The 13,870-nt window shown below is 72.7% G+C and carries 18 protein-coding genes; 5 read left to right on the top strand and 13 right to left on the bottom strand.

The window, feature by feature from the left end:
• Positions 1 to 203 precede the first annotated feature (203 nt).
• The 8 genes from Q1N79_RS04220 to Q1N79_RS04185 all read right to left on the bottom strand — a co-directional run bounded on the left by Q1N79_RS04220 (position 204) and on the right by Q1N79_RS04185 (position 7,342).
• The gene (locus Q1N79_RS04220) at positions 204 to 581 is read right to left on the bottom strand and encodes a VOC family protein (protein WP_300604647.1); all 378 of its coding nucleotides are present in this window, start codon (positions 579 to 581) and stop codon (positions 204 to 206) included.
• Positions 582 to 656: 75 nt separating this feature from the next.
• Positions 657 to 2,246: a hypothetical protein gene (locus tag Q1N79_RS04215; RefSeq protein WP_300604644.1), complete on the bottom strand. Its 1,590-nt coding sequence runs from the start codon at positions 2,244 to 2,246 to the stop codon at positions 657 to 659.
• Entirely contained in the window at positions 2,222 to 3,052 is an 831-nt protein-coding gene (locus tag Q1N79_RS04210; RefSeq protein ID WP_300604641.1) for an ABC transporter ATP-binding protein, read from the bottom strand. Before Q1N79_RS04210 ends, Q1N79_RS04215 begins: the two co-directional genes overlap by 25 nt.
• A gap of 109 nt (positions 3,053 to 3,161) precedes the next feature.
• On the bottom strand, positions 3,162 to 3,452 hold the full coding sequence (locus Q1N79_RS04205) for a universal stress protein (RefSeq protein WP_300604638.1): 291 nt from the start codon (positions 3,450 to 3,452) through the stop codon (positions 3,162 to 3,164).
• 98 nt (positions 3,453 to 3,550) lie between these two features.
• Positions 3,551 to 5,344 carry a DNA repair protein RecN gene (locus tag Q1N79_RS04200; RefSeq protein WP_300604635.1) on the bottom strand — a complete coding sequence of 598 codons (1,794 nt, stop codon included), beginning with the start codon at positions 5,342 to 5,344 and terminating at the stop codon, positions 3,551 to 3,553.
• Positions 5,337 to 6,338 carry an NAD kinase gene (locus Q1N79_RS04195; RefSeq protein WP_300604632.1) on the bottom strand — a complete coding sequence of 334 codons (1,002 nt, stop codon included), beginning with the start codon at positions 6,336 to 6,338 and terminating at the stop codon, positions 5,337 to 5,339. Before Q1N79_RS04195 ends, Q1N79_RS04200 begins: the two co-directional genes overlap by 8 nt.
• 42 nt (positions 6,339 to 6,380) lie before the next feature.
• A complete protein-coding gene (locus Q1N79_RS04190) occupies positions 6,381 to 7,172 on the bottom strand; it encodes a TlyA family RNA methyltransferase (RefSeq protein ID WP_300604629.1) in 792 nt (263 codons plus the stop codon).
• Positions 7,169 to 7,342: a hypothetical protein gene (locus Q1N79_RS04185; RefSeq protein ID WP_300604627.1), complete on the bottom strand. Its 174-nt coding sequence runs from the start codon at positions 7,340 to 7,342 to the stop codon at positions 7,169 to 7,171. Before Q1N79_RS04185 ends, Q1N79_RS04190 begins: the two co-directional genes overlap by 4 nt.
• A gap of 97 nt (positions 7,343 to 7,439) precedes the next feature.
• Here Q1N79_RS04185 and Q1N79_RS04180 point away from each other — a divergent pair, with 97 nt between their 5' ends.
• The gene (locus Q1N79_RS04180) at positions 7,440 to 7,781 is read left to right on the top strand and encodes a hypothetical protein (protein WP_300604625.1); all 342 of its coding nucleotides are present in this window, start codon (positions 7,440 to 7,442) and stop codon (positions 7,779 to 7,781) included.
• 57 nt (positions 7,782 to 7,838) lie between these two features.
• Positions 7,839 to 8,453 carry a histidine phosphatase family protein gene (locus Q1N79_RS04175; RefSeq protein WP_300604622.1) on the top strand — a complete coding sequence of 205 codons (615 nt, stop codon included), beginning with the start codon at positions 7,839 to 7,841 and terminating at the stop codon, positions 8,451 to 8,453.
• A gap of 6 nt (positions 8,454 to 8,459) precedes the next feature.
• Here Q1N79_RS04175 and Q1N79_RS04170 read toward each other — a convergent pair whose 3' ends face one another.
• From Q1N79_RS04170 to cutA, 4 genes are read right to left on the bottom strand one after another with little or no spacing between them, the layout of a single operon-like run.
• Positions 8,460 to 9,137 (bottom strand): PRC-barrel domain-containing protein, encoded by a 678-nt coding sequence (locus Q1N79_RS04170; RefSeq protein WP_300604619.1) that lies wholly within the window; start codon positions 9,135 to 9,137, stop codon positions 8,460 to 8,462.
• A 24-nt stretch (positions 9,138 to 9,161) separates the two neighbouring features.
• A complete protein-coding gene (locus tag Q1N79_RS04165; RefSeq protein ID WP_300604616.1) occupies positions 9,162 to 9,782 on the bottom strand; it encodes a hypothetical protein in 621 nt (206 codons plus the stop codon).
• Positions 9,779 to 10,186, bottom strand: a complete 408-nt coding sequence (locus Q1N79_RS04160; protein ID WP_300604613.1) for a hypothetical protein — start codon at positions 10,184 to 10,186, stop codon at positions 9,779 to 9,781. Before Q1N79_RS04160 ends, Q1N79_RS04165 begins: the two co-directional genes overlap by 4 nt.
• The gene (gene cutA / locus Q1N79_RS04155; RefSeq protein ID WP_367185028.1) at positions 10,183 to 10,623 is read right to left on the bottom strand and encodes a divalent-cation tolerance protein CutA; all 441 of its coding nucleotides are present in this window, start codon (positions 10,621 to 10,623) and stop codon (positions 10,183 to 10,185) included. Before cutA ends, Q1N79_RS04160 begins: the two co-directional genes overlap by 4 nt.
• A gap of 79 nt (positions 10,624 to 10,702) precedes the next feature.
• On the opposite strand from cutA, the gene Q1N79_RS04150 reads away from it, so the two are divergent.
• Positions 10,703 to 11,527: a phosphoribosylaminoimidazolesuccinocarboxamide synthase gene (locus Q1N79_RS04150; protein WP_300604611.1), complete on the top strand. Its 825-nt coding sequence runs from the start codon at positions 10,703 to 10,705 to the stop codon at positions 11,525 to 11,527.
• Positions 11,528 to 11,654: 127 nt separating this feature from the next.
• Here the strand turns inward: Q1N79_RS04150 and Q1N79_RS04145 are convergent, their stop codons facing one another.
• Entirely contained in the window at positions 11,655 to 12,539 is an 885-nt protein-coding gene (locus tag Q1N79_RS04145) for a class I SAM-dependent methyltransferase (RefSeq protein WP_300604609.1), read from the bottom strand.
• Between the two features lie 89 nt (positions 12,540 to 12,628).
• Between Q1N79_RS04145 and Q1N79_RS04140 the strand changes: the two genes are divergently transcribed.
• Both Q1N79_RS04140 and Q1N79_RS04135 read left to right on the top strand, forming a co-directional pair.
• Entirely contained in the window at positions 12,629 to 12,847 is a 219-nt protein-coding gene (locus Q1N79_RS04140) for a hypothetical protein (RefSeq protein WP_300604606.1), read from the top strand.
• 223 nt (positions 12,848 to 13,070) lie between these two features.
• On the top strand, positions 13,071 to 13,870 hold an 800-nt coding region (locus Q1N79_RS04135), incomplete at its 3' end, for an aminotransferase class I/II-fold pyridoxal phosphate-dependent enzyme (RefSeq protein ID WP_300604604.1).

Here is a 13,870-nt window from a genome sequence, read left to right as displayed (position 1 = left end):
AACGGGAAAGAAAAGGCCGCCCCTGACCGGTCATTTCCTCCCCGTTAACCGCCCTGTCCGGGATCCCGGGATTCCGGCATACCGGGCATATCGCATCGGCGGGTGGCGGCCCGCGCGGGCACCCGGCGGCGTGAACGCGCCTGCACCCGGCCGCGTGACGCGGGAAAGCCGCAGCTCAAAACCTGAAGAGGGCGGCTGTCGCGCTAGGACTCCTCAAAGAACTCCAAGGCTATGTTGTCCGGGTCGCGGAAGCAGAGAACAGCCGGGCCGAGGGGGTCATGCTCGAGATCGGCGGGTACGCCCGCCGCGGCGAGAGCGCTCGCCATCTGGTCGAGGTCGGCCCTGCTGCCACCGAAGGAAACGTGGTCCAAGCCGATCCGGTACTCGGTGAACCGATCTGCGTCGACATCGCCGGGAGGCGGGCGGAGCACCAGCCGGGCCCTGGACTCGCCGACCCGCAGGCGCAGCTTCCTGCCGGGGAAGTCCTGGTCCACCTCGAATCCGAGGACGCCTTCATAAAAGGCACGGGCGCGTGGCAGGTCCGTGACGTTCAGCGTGATGTGATGAAACCCGGACAGCACTGGCCGATCGTACAGTTCCCCGTGTGCTGCTTGCGGTCGTAGGGCGCTCCAGGGGACGGCGGGGCGGTCCAACCGTCACGCCGCCGTGTGCAGCGCCGCCTGGCATAGTTCGGGCATCTTGCTCGCGGCTAGCCTGGCGGCCAGCCGCACGCCGGCGGCCGCGAGCGCGAAACCGTACACGGCCGCGCACGGCAGCATCACCCCGATCCGGATCGCGTCCGGCCCGTTCGCGGCCAGCACGGCAGCGGCGATCACCGGCGCGGCCAGCGCGGCGGTGCCTGCCAGCGTGCCAAGGACGCCGCCGATCCGGTAGGCGGCGTAGCCCGGCGCGGCCACGAGCACGGGAGTGCCGACCCGCTTGACCATCGGGTAGGGCAGCGCCGCACTGAACAGGTTGCCCAGCCCCAGGGCGGCGCCGAGCCCGGCCAGGGCGACCGGCGTCGCCTCGACTCCCATCCCGGGGTCGCGGGCGGCTGCGGCCAGCGCGAAGCAGACCGCGACGACCAGCGGAGCCCCGATGACGCACAGCACGAGGTTCTGGCCAGAGAAATAGGCACGCAGGTCGCGGCCGCGGCCCAGCGCCGCCGCCTCGAGGACGAACGCCGGTCCGGTCAGCCCGGCCGAATTGGCGTGGAAGATCCCCACGAACGCGGCGCCGAAGACCGCGCTCGCGAGGATGACCCCGGGATGATGCGTGCGGCCGAAGACCGAACTCGCCGAAACCGCGGCCGTTATCACCGCGACGAGCGCCCAGTAGACGAGCGACAGCGGCTCGCGGCGCTGGTAGAGCCAGACCCTGGCGGCGACCGCACCGCGCAGCCCGAGCCCGGCCAGCGGCAGCCACCTGCCGCGGACCCGCGACGACTGCGTGGTGGTGTCGGCGGTGACCAGAGCCCGGCCGAGGGAGCGGACCCACAGCCAGGCGAGGACGACGATGACCGCGGCCAGCGCCCCCAGGCGGGCGACCGCGATGCCGGGACGACCGTCCGAGGCGTCCTGGATGGCGTGCGCGGCCAGGCCTGGCGGCAGCCAGCGCATCCACGAGTCGAAGCCGGTGAAGCTGCCGGCGGTGATCTTGCCCTCGCTGACCGCCTTCGGCACCACCTGGGTGAAGAACTCATACAGCGCGAACAGCGGGATGATCAAGAACGCGGCCAGGTCCCGGCCCCGGCGCGAGCGAAGCAGGCTGGCCAGGGACGTCGTCACGAACCGGGACAGGGCGATGCAGAACAGCACCTGCAGCAAGACCGCGACCACCGCGACGATGACGCCGAGCCCGCCGCTGGCCAGGCCGGCGGTCACGCCGAGCAGGCCGATGACGTTGGCAAGCGGCCAGAAACCGGTGCACGACGCCGCCAGCAGGCCAACCGCGAGCGGCCGCGTGCGCAGCGGGTACAGCGCGAGCGTCGCGGGGTCGAGCGTGCTGTCCACGCCGAAGACCATGATCGGCGCTATCAGCCAGCCGAACGCGAACACCGTGAAGATGACCGAGGTCAGCTCCACCGACGTGCTCTTGCCGCGGAACCCGGCCAGGACGAGGAAGGTCACGATCGCGAGCAGCACGGCGAACGCGGAGCTGATGAGGAAAGAGATCTTCGCGGAGTTGGACGAGCGCAGCGCGTTGACCAGCAGGCGCAGCTTCAGCTTGACGAGGAGCCGAGCCACGACAGCACCTCCTGATCGGTCGCACGCGGTCCGACCAGGTCGATGAACGCCCGCTGCAGTGTCTTGCCGCCGCGAACCTCATCGATCGTGCCGGTCACCACGATCTTGCCCTTGTCGATGATCGAGACGTGGTCGCAGACCTGCTCGACCAGTTCCATGACATGACTGGAGAACAGCACGGTCGAGCCGGACTCGGCGAACCGGGTGAGCAGCCGGCGGATCACGTCCCCGGACACCGGGTCCACGCCCTCCAGCGGCTCGTCGAGGAACAGCACGGGCGGGTTGTGGATCAGCGCGCACCCGAGCGCGGCCTTCTTGCGCATGCCGGTCGAGTAGTCGGCGACCAGCCGCTTGGCGTCCCCGGTCAGGTCAAGCACGTCGAGCAGCTCGGCGGCCCGCGAGCGCGCCTGGCCGGCCGGCAGCCCGCGCAGCCGGCCGGCGTACTCAAGCAGTTCCCCGCCGCTCAGCCGGTCGAACAGCCTGGCCTCCGCGGGCACCACGCCGATGGCCGCCTTGGCCGCGGGCGGGTCCTCCCACACGTCAATGCCGTTGATCAGGATCTGGCCGCTGTCCGGCCGCAGCAGCCCGGTCATCATCGACAGCGTGGTGGTCTTGCCAGCCCCGTTCGGCCCGACGAGTCCGGCCAGCGAACCCGCCGCGACATCCAGGTCGATGCCGGCCACGGCTTCCTTCGCGCCGAACTTCTTCCACAGCCCGCGCACCGCGACCGCCGCTCCGCCCGTCCTGGGCGCAGCCGGCCCCGGGTAGCGGGGCAGCTCGGTGTCCGCGCCCTCTGGTGTGCTCACCTGCTGCCTCCCTGCCTGCCTGCGCGTCCAGCCTCGCGGCCCCGCGGGGCGGACCGGGGCCGTGGAGGTCCGCACAAAGCCGCGGCTCCGCGCCGGCGCATGTCCCCGTTTATCCCGAACGGACCGTGGTCTGCGCCCTCTGCGCCTGCCGCTCCCTCGGGATGATGACGACCGGGCAGTGGGCGTGCCGCGCCACCTGGTCGCCGACCGATCCCATCGTCAGCCGCTCGAACCCGCCGACGCCGCGCGAGCCGATGACGATCATCTCGGCGCCGGCCATGACCGGGTGCGCGGACAGCACCTTGATCGGCGTCTGCCGCGGCGCCGCCTCCCGCAGTGCCCAGTCACGGGCGCGCCCGGAATCATGGGAGCCGTCAATCCCGGCGAGAATTCCTGGCATCTTGCTCATCTCCTTGCAGAGCAAAGCCTCCACCAACGAACGTAGCCCTGCGCGGGGCGATGCGGAAGATTCACCTGCGGCAGGCCCCGGGGAGCGGCTCAGGGCCTGGCGGCCTGCTCGGCGGCCATCGCGAGCAGCTCCGCGGCGTGGGCCTGGCCGAACTCGGAGTCCTCAAGGCCGGCCAGCATGCGGGACAGCTCGCGGACCCGGCCGGCGTGGTCGAGGCGGACCACGCCGCTGCTCGTGATCCGGCCGTCGTCGGCCCTCGCCACCACGAGGTGATTGTCGGCGAACGCGGCGACCTGGGCCAGGTGGGTGACCACGACGACCTGGGCGAGCCTGGCCAGGCGCGCCAGGCGGCGGCCGACCTCGACCGCGGCCTTGCCGCCCACGCCCGCGTCCACCTCGTCGAAGACGAACGTGGGCACCGGGTCGGCGCCGGCGAAGACCACCTCGATCGCGAGCATCACCCGGGACAGCTCGCCGCCAGAGGCGCCCTTGTGCAGCGGCAGCGAGGGGGCGCCGGGGTGGGCGGCCAGCCGGATCTCCAGGTCGTCGATGCCCTGCGGGCCTGGCTCGTCCAGCTGGCTGAGCACGGCCGAGATCCGGGCGTGCGGCATGGCCAGCGCGGCCAGTTCGGTGGTCACGTCGCCGGCGAACCGGCTGGCCGCCGCGCGGCGCAGCCCGGACAGGCGCGCGGCGAGCGCGGACACCTGCCCGGCGAGTTCGGCCTCTTCCGCGGTGAGGGCGGCGATCGTGTCGTCGTCGGTGTCGAGCTCGGCGACCCGCCCGGCCGCGCGGCGCGCCCAGTCCAGGACGGCCGCGATGTCGTCGCTTTCCCCGGCGCCGTCGTCGGCGGCGGATGGCGCGGGGGCCGTGGCCGGCTCGCCGTTGATGAAGGAGGCCATGCCGCCAGCACCATAGGCGCGGATCAGCCGGGTAAGCGCGGCCCGGCGTTCCTGGACGACCGCGAGCCGCGCCGGGTCCGCGTCGACCGACTGGATATACGAGGCGAGCTCCGCCGCCAGGTCGGAGACCAGGTAGGCGGCCTCGGAGAGCCGCCCCGCCACGCCGTCGAGCTGGGCGTCATGCCGGCGTGCCCCCTCAAGCGCCTGCCGGGCGTGCCCGAGCAGGGTGACGGCGTCCGCGCCGTCCATCCCCGCCGTCGGGTCGCCGAGCAGCGCCTCGTGCGCCGCGACCGCGGCGGCGTGCAGCGCGTCGGCGTTGGCCAGCCGGTCCTCCTCCGCGCGCAGCGCCGCGTCCTCCCCCGCCACCGGCTGCAGCTTCTCGATCTCGGTCAGGCCGGCGCGCAGCGCGCCGGCCTCGGCCGCCCGCGCCCGCGCCTGCGAGGTCAGCGTCTCCAGGTCGCCGCGGACCGTGCGGTGCCTGCCGAACGCCCGCTGGTAGTCGGCGAGCACCACGGCAAGCTCGGGGCCGGCGTACCTGTCCAGCGCCTCGCGCTGCCTGCCCGGCTTGAGCAGCTGCTGCTGATCGGCCTGGCCGTGCACCGCCACCAGGTCGTCGGCCAGGTAGGTGAGCAGGGCGACCGGCACGGAGGCGCCGCCAGCGAACGCGCGGGAGCGTCCCTCGGCGGACACCGTCCGGCTGAGCACGAGCGTGCCGTCCTCGTCGAGTTCGCCGCCGGCCTCTGCCACCTGCCTGGCGACCGGCCCGTCCGGGTCCGTGCGCAGCCTGCCCTCCACGCTGGCGCGCTGCGCGCCCGGCCGCACCCGCGCCGGGTCGGCGCGCCCGCCGAACAGCAGGCCGAACCCGGTCACCACCATCGTCTTGCCCGCGCCGGTCTCGCCGGTCAGCGCGGTGAAGCCGGGCGAAAGCTCGAGCAGCGCGTCCTCGATGACTCCGAGCCCGCTGATGCGCACTTCCTCAAGCATGACCGCTAGCAGTCTCCTTCCCGGCCCGGCCGCGCCAGCCCGCGACCGGCAGCCCGAACTTGGCGACCAGGCGGTCGGTGAACGGCCCGCCGCCGTCGGTCCCCGGCCCTGGGCCGTCCATCCGCACGAGCAACACCGGCAGCGAGCCCCGGCGCACCTCGACCCGGCCGCCGGGCGGCAGCTCAAACCTACGACGCCCATCGCACCACATGACAGCCCCGGCTGTCTCGGGCCCGCCCGCCGCGGCGCTCATCCTGGCGCCCTCGTCGTGCCCGCCAAAAGCCTCGCACACGAGTTCCACCGCGAGCACCGACCGCGGCGAGACAACCATCGGCGGAGCGAACAGCGCGTGCGCGCTTATCGGCACCATGAGCAGCGCCTCCACCTCCGGCCACACCACAGGGCCGCCGGCCGAGAACGCGTAGGCGGTCGACCCGGTCGGCGTCGCGCACACCACGCCGTCGCACCCCCAGCGCGACAGCGGGCGCCCGTCCACCTCGATGATCACCTCGACCATCCGTTCCCTGGCGGACTTCTCCACGGTCGCCTCGTTCAGCGCCCAGGTGGCGGCGAGCTCCGTCCCGTTCTCGCGCGCGACGACGTCGATCGTCATCCGCTCCTCGACCCGGTAGTCGCGCGCCACCAGCCGGTCCACGGTCTCGGCGAGCCCGTCAGGCTCGGCCTCGGCGAGGAAGCCGATATGCCCGAGGTTCACGCCGATCAGCGGGGTCCTGGCCGGGCGGGCGATCTCCGCGGCACGCAGCAGCGTGCCGTCGCCGCCGAGCACGATGACCAGTTCCGCGCCCTCAGCGGCGGACGGCCCGGCCGGCACGACGGTCGCGCCGTCGCACGCCAGGGCGGGCGCCTCGCTCTCGATGACCCGTACCGCGATGCCCGCGGCGCTCAGCTGCCCGATGACCAGCCGCGCGCTGCGCCGCGCGTTCTCCCTGCCGGTGTGCGCGAGCACCAGCATCGTCCGCTGTGATTCACCCATCGGGTGCAACTTATCCTTCCGCGCAGGCCGGCCGCGCCGCGGTCATCCCTCGACCGCGCGCCGCAGGCCGGCGGCGTCAAGCGGCGGCGCGCCCCGGCGCAGCCACACGAAGAACTCCACGTTCCCGGCCGGCCCGGGCAGCGGGCTCGCCGTGACACCCGCCACGCCGAGGCCGAGCTCCGCCGCGGCGTCGCAGACGCCCCGCACCGCCTCCGCCCGGTCGGCCAGGTCCCGCACCACCCCGCCCGCCCCTACCCGCCCCTTGCCGACCTCGAACTGCGGCTTGACGAGCAGCGCGAAATCCGCGCCGGGCGCCGCGCAGGCGACGAGCGCGGGCAGCACGAGCCGCAGCGAGATGAACGACAGGTCGGCCACCACGACCTCGGGCGGCGGCGCCACCTGGGACGGCTCGAGCAGGCGGACGTTCACCCGGTCGAGCACGGTCACCCGCGGGTCGGTGCGCAGGCGCCAGGCGAGCTGGCCGTACCCAACGTCCACGGCCACCACGTGCGCCGCGCCCGCGCGCAGCAGCACGTCGGTGAAGCCGCCGGCCGACGCGCCCGCGTCCAGGCACCGCTTTCCCGCCACGACGAGGCCGTCGAAGGCGGCCAGCGCCCCGGCGAGCTTGTGCCCGCCGCGCGAGGCGTAGCCGGGCTCGCCGCCGTCGCCCGTCACCGTCACCGGGACGTCCCTGGCGACCTGGGTGGCCGCCTTGCTCGCGGTCTGCCCGGCGACCGCCACCTTGCCCGCCGCGATCAGCTCGGCCGCCTGCTCGCGTGACCTGGCAAGCCCGCGCCTGACAAGCTCGGCGTCCAGCCTGGGCCGCGGCGTCACCGCTCTCCCAGCTCGCCGAGGATCTCCCGCAGGCGCTCGTGGACCGCCTCGAGCACGTGCGGGTGCTCGGCGAGCGGCAGCTCGTCAAGCGCGGCGAGCTCCTCGATGGCCTGGTCGACTCGGGCATCACCGGTGCCCGCGGGAGTCGCCGGGGACCGTTCTGTATCCATGGTTTGATTTTCCTCCGGGTCGGCGTTTACCCGTTCGCCGCCACTAGTGCGCTACCCTCCGCCTGAACGGTACCGCCGACCAGGGAGCGAGGCGCACATGAGCACGGCGCAGGAGTGCCAGGAGGCACTGCAGAAGCTGGTGGGGCGGCTGTCCGAGCTGAGCCCGGCCGAGCGGGACGATTACTTTGGCAACCGGTCGATCAGCGTCACGATTCCTGACCTCGGCCTGACCTACGTGACCAAGCTCGGCAGCGGGGACGACCCGGTGCGCGAGGCGGTGCCCGGCGAGCCGCCGGCCGACATCAGGCTGACCGCCAAGAGCGCGGAGGTCATCGCGCTCGCCGACTCGCCGATGAACATCGCGCGCAGCTGGGTGGCGGGCCGCATCAAGATCGAGGCGAGCATGAAGGACCTGTTCCGGCTGCGCAAGCTGCTCTGAGCGGAGGCGGCGCGCCCTGGGGTCACGGGGTCGGGGCGGCCGGCGATGATTGGGCCTATGGGAGACCTGATCGTGCTGCGGCACGGCCAGACCGAGTGGAGCAGGGACGGCAGGCACACCGGCCGCACCGACGTCCCGCTCACCGCCCGGGGCGTCGCCGACGCGGCGGCCCTTGCCCCGATGCTGGCCAGGCGCCACATCGCCGCGGTGTTCACGAGCCCGGCGGCCCGGGCCAGGCGGACCACGGAGCTGGCCGGCCTGGCCGGCGGCCCGGCCGGGTCGCCCACCGTCAAGCAGGACCCCGATCTGTGGGAGTGGGACTACGGGGGCTACGAGGGCATGACCACCCCGCAGATCCAGCAGCGGCGGCCGGGCTGGTACCTGTGGCGGGACGGCGTCATCCCCGGCGACGCCGCGCACCCGGGAGAGACCGTGCAGGAGGTGGGCGCGCGCGCCGACCGGGTGCTGGCCCGGGCGACGGCGTACCTGCCCGACGGCGACGTGGCGCTGGTGGGGCACGGCCACATGCTGCGCGTGCTGACCGCACGGTGGCTGGGGCTGCCCGCTTCGGACGGGCGGCTGTTCCGGCTGGACACGGGGACGGTGAGCACGCTGGGCGATGAGCATGACGAGCCGGTCATCCTGACCTGGAACGTGCCGTTCGCGAGCTGAGGCGGCCTAGCCGGCTGGCTGGCCGATTCCGGCGGGGGGCAGGTGCCGCACCTGTTCGGTGGTGAGGCGGAGGTGGAATCCGTCCGCGCCGACCTCGGCCACGGCGGACCTCGGGATCAGCACCGTCCTGCGCCCGAGCAGGTGCCGTTCCCGCAGGAGCACGGCGGTCACCCGGCCGGTGCCTGGGTCGACGGCGATCCCCTGCACGTGGCCGATGTCGCCGTCCGTCGCGTGCACGCGCTCACCGCGGGACACCTCGTCCGCACCGGGCAGCTGGTCCGGTACGGTGTCGACGGTCACGGCCTGCTCGCCCACCGCGGGGTCGGGCGGCAGGCCCGGGTCGCCGATCACTCCAGGCGGGGCGTAGGAGGGCCACGAGACTATCGGCTCGCCGGCGTAGATCTCCCAGTCCCCGGTGCCTGGCACGAGTTCCGCCGCCTCCGCGGCATCGAGTTCTTCGAACTCCGTCAGCGTGCAGCGCAGCCGGACCTCACCGGCGGCCGGCGCGGACTCGACGAGGGCGAACGGGACAAGCTTGGCTGCCTCCTGCCAGTGCACCGGCTCGACGACAAGGTGGGTGACCACGTCAGCGCCTGGCTCGATGACCAGGCTTTTGAGCGTGCCGCAAACCTCGCCGGCGCAGCGGACGCCGGCGCCGAGCCCGAACAGCAGCTCCCCGGGCATGGTCAGGCTCCTCTCCGCTAGCCGCTAGCCGCGCAGGACCAGGCGCTGGTTGCGACAGCCGGTCAGGCAGACCGCGAGGCCGAGCACGCCGAGGTCGCGCAGCGAGTCGTTCGACAGGCCGTTGACGGACAGCGAGACCACGATCTCAAGCAGCAGGATGCTCGAGATGGCGGCGCTGACGCGCGGCGCGATCCCGGCGACCAGCGCGACCGCCAGCACGAACAGCAGCCAGCCGTGCACGAGCACGGCGATGATCGCGAGGTTCGACGTCTCGTTGATCACGGGCACGTACCCGGTCCATTCTCCCGGCAGCAGCAGCTCGTGATAGCCGAACCAGGCGAGGACCAGGCCGAGCAGGACGCGGCCGACGGTCGGCGCCCACTGCGCGCCGACCTCGCCGGCGCGCTCGGCCGCGCCACGCCATCCCGTGGCGTTGGCGTTGGCCTTGGCCTTGGCCTTGGCGTTGGCCTTGGCCTTGGCGGGCGCGGCCTGCGCTGGCGCCGTGGACTGCTGGATGACTTGCTCCTCGCCGTCGCCGAGCGGGGAGCGGAACCGCCCGCCCGCCCAGCCCCGTCCGCGGCCGCCCGCCCAGCCCCGTCCGCGGCCGCCTGGCCAGCCGGCCGGCTGGCGCGCCCCGTCGCTCACGACAGCACCTGTCCCCGCGCGTTGGTGACCACCAGGCCGTCGCCTGTTCCGTCGTGGTCAGCGCGGCCGGCGCCGTCGGCGAGGTTCGAGTCGAGCACGTACACCTTCGCGCCGCCGGAGTAGAAGTGCGAGGCGGCGGTCAGCTGCCGGCCGTCCTGCGTGGCGTGCACCAGCGGGCCCAGCCACACCTGGTAGGCGTGGGACGCGTACGGCTCCGATGTCAGCGCCGGGCCCGCGGCTGCCGGCGGGGAGGCGGCGGGTGCCGGGGCGGCGGCGGCGGACGGCGTGATCAGCGGGGCGACCATCCCCGTGTCGCGCTGCGTCCAGCCAAGGATGCCAAGGAACAGGCCAGCGATCCCCGCGATCGACAGTACGGCCAGCCCTTTGGGACCCAGCGCGCTCACCCCGCTCCGATCTCTCCCTGGACGATCTCCTCCGCGGCTCCGGTGGCCACGGGGCCCGGGTCCTCATCGGTGGCACCGGATTCCGGCTGCGGACGGGTCTCGTCCCGGATCCAGCTCAGGTATGACGCCGAGCCCGCCACGATCGGGGTGGCGACGATCTCCGGCTCGTCGTAGCTGTGCCGTTCGGCGAGGAACGCGGCGAGCTCATCGTAACGGTCGGCAGGCAGCTTCAGGAACACGAACCATTCCTCGGCACGCTCCAGCTCGTCGTTCCACCAATACGTGGACGCAACCGGACCGGCCACCTGGCCGCTTGCCGCCAGGCGCGCCTCCACGGCCGCCCTGGCCAGCTCCATCGCCTCGGCCCGCGAGTCGGTGGTCGTCTGGACCTGCAGGTATTCGCAGCCTGCGAGCCGACCGGCGTCGCTTCCCGCCATGCCACCTGATGCTACGCCCGCGCCGCGATAGTACGCTGGCCTGGCTCATTGCTGAACGGGTCGCGCCGGGGGTGCGTGCATGGAGCTGGTTCATTCCGGGAAGGTCCGCGACGTCTACGCCGACGGCGACGACCTGCTGCTTGTCGCGTCGGACCGGGTGTCCATTTACGACGTGGTGCTGCCCACGCCCGTCCCGGGCAAGGGGCGCATCCTCACCCAGCTATCACTGTGGTGGTTCGACCGCCTGGCCGATATCACGCCTAATCATGTTATTTCGGGGACCGACGTGCCCAGGGAGTGGAAAGGCCGCGCGATCCGCTGCCGGCGGCTGGACATGGTCCCGGTCGAGTGCATCGCCCGCGGCTACCTGGCCGGCCTTGGCCTTGCGTCCTACCGGGAGAGCGGGTCCATCTCAGGGGTGCCGCTGCCGCCCGGGCTCGGCGAGGCGTCCCAGCTGCCCGAGCCGGTGTTCACGCCGACCACGAAGGCGGCGGTCGGGCACGACGAGCCGATGACCTACGCGGACGTGGTGGACCTGGCCGGCGCCGAGACCGCCGAAGAGCTCAGGCGAGTCACGCTCGCGGTCTATCAGCGGGGCCGGACGCTCGCCGCCGGGCGCGGCATCATCGTCGCGGACACGAAGCTGGAGTTCGGCCGTGCGCCTGACGGCACGCTGGTGCTCGCCGACGAGGTGCTCACCCCCGACTCGTCCCGGTTCTGGCCGGCGGACGAATACGAGCCTGGCCGGCCGCAGCACTCACTGGACAAGCAGTACCTGCGCGACTGGTCCGCCAGGATCGGCTGGGACCGCAAGCCACCCGGCCCGGAGATCCCCGCCGACGTCGTCGCGGCGATGACCGCCCGGTATACCAAGCTGTTCGAGCGCCTCACGACGCAGGCCTGACCTGGCCGGCCGGGCTCGCGATGCTGATCGCGAAGACATTTTTCAGGGCGTAGACATTTCGCGCCGAGCGATGCCAAAAGCCTTCGCGATCTTGAGTTGTCACGAACGTGGGCGGCATCGGCGCGTTCTAGGTGCTGGCTACCAGCAGTTCCTCACCGCTGGAGGTGCGGAGGCCGTCAGCCCTGTCGGCGAAATACCGCTGGTTGAGCGTGGCCGCCGGCACGTGCCTGGCGTCCTTGAACCCGGCGTCGCGGGCCATCGCCAGGATCTCCTCGGGGGCGAAGAAGCTGATGAACGGCGTCCCGGATGCCCGCGCGCCCTGTTCAGAGGCCAGGAGTCCCGGGCGGTCCTCCTCGTCGAGCAGCTCAACCGGCCGCAGGAACGTCATGACCAGCGTTGAACCCGGGGCAAGCGCGGCGAGCTCGCGCAGCGTGGCCGCGTTCGCGTCCTTGGTCAGGTACATGCTGACGCCGGTGGAGGCCACCACCGCCGGCTGGCCCGGGTCGAACCCGGCGGCCGGCAGTCGCTCCCACCACGACGCGCCCTCGCCCGCCTCGAAGTCGACAGGCACCAGCCGCAGCCAGCCGGGAACGCCGTAGCCGAGCTCGGTCAGCCGCCTTGCCTTCCACGCCTGGGGGCCGGGCCGGTCGACCTCGAACACCCGGAGCCGCCCGGCGACATCGGGCCTGCGCTGCGCGAACGTGTCCAGGCCGGCTCCCAGGATCACGTACTGGCCGACACCGCGGTCAGCCTCCGCGGCGACCAGGTCCTCGACGAAGCGCGCCCGCGCCACGATGCCTGCCCGGAACCGGCTGGTGGCGCGGGGGTCCATGTCCCCGCGGCTGCGCCAGCCGGCGGGCGGGTCCGCCAGCCGCAGGCCGATCTCGTCCTCAAGGACATGCGGCGGCGGGTCGACCTGGACATGCATCGCCCGCCACAAGGCGACCCGCACCGCCGTGCTATCCGGGCCCCCGGTCTTGTCGGCTGTCTCCGCGGTCTCATCGTCAGCCACACGCCGATCGTAGCGGGGGCGCTGGTGCGTTCCGCCACACCCGCACTAGAAGCCGCGCGCCGGTTGACGTCTCGCCCGCGCGCGGTCACGTGCCCGAACCGCCGCGCCGCCGGCATCGCGAACTGTCCCGTGCCGGCCCCGAGGTCTACGGTCCGGGCGTCCGCCCCCAGGCCGTGCGCCCCGAATACGGCCAGGTCCTCGTCGGCATCGGGGTACCCATGCTTCCTGCCGTGGGTGAGGACGAAGGCCTCATCGAGGTGCCCGGCCCTGCGCGGGCCGACTCGAAGGGCGGGGCTCTCGGATACTGAGACGGTTTTCGCAAGTTAGGAGCCGCGCGGCAGGATTTACCGACCTGTTTGTCCCTTTTGTCCCAGCCGCTCGGGTCCTAACTTGAGGCGGACGCGGCAACGCGCCCGTCCGGACAGACCATGCTGGCGCTGGCGGCGGTTAATTCCCGGGGGGCGCCGGCGGGAAGCCGGTAACATTTCGGTCAGCGGTCCATACCACCAGGGAAACCCAGGGAGGCGCGCGGTGGTGTCACAGGCGAGCAGGCTGGAGGATGTCAGGTACGACATACGGGGGCCGGTGCTGCGGCGAGCTCGCGAGCTCGAGGCCGAAGGACACGAGATCCTGAAGCTCAACCTGGGAAACCCCGCGCCGTTCGGCATGGTCGCGCCGGAAGCGGTGCTGGACCACGTCGCGGCCAGCATCCGGGCCTCGCAGGGGTACAGCGACGCACGCGGGATCGCGCCGGCCCGCGAGGCGGTCGCGCGGTACTACACGCGCATCGGCGTCCCCGGGGTTACCCCGGACGACGTCTACCTTGGCAACGGCGTGTCCGAGCTGATCGTGATGGCGCTGCAGGGGCTGCTCAACCCCGGCGATGAGGTGCTCGTGCCGAGTCCGGACTACCCGCTATGGACCGGCGCGGTCAGCCTCTGCGGCGGGCGCGCCATGCACTACCGGTGCGCGGAGGAGCTGGACTGGAATCCCGACATCGAGCACGTCGCGGCGCAGGTCAGCGACAAGACCCGGGCGATCGTGATCATCAACCCGAACAATCCGACCGGCGCCGTCTACTCCAAGGACACGCTCGAGCGGCTGCTCGACATCGCCAGGCGGAACAACCTGCTCGTGCTCACCGACGAGATCTACGACCAGATCCTGTACGACGGCGCCGTGCATCACAACGCGGCGGCGCTCGCGCCCGACCTGCCCGTGCTGACGCTCGGCGGGATGTCCAAGACGTACCGGCTCGCCGGGTTCCGCTCCGGCTGGCTGGCGGTCTCCGGCCCCCGCGAGCCGATCGCCGAGTACCTGGAGGGCCTGGA

It is taken from the genome of Trebonia sp. (assembly GCF_030042015.1).
Classification (GTDB): Bacteria; Actinomycetota; Actinomycetes; order Streptosporangiales; family Streptosporangiaceae; genus Trebonia.
The sequence above is the reverse complement of the archived record's forward strand: the minus strand, read 5'-3'. Positions and strand labels throughout refer to the sequence as shown.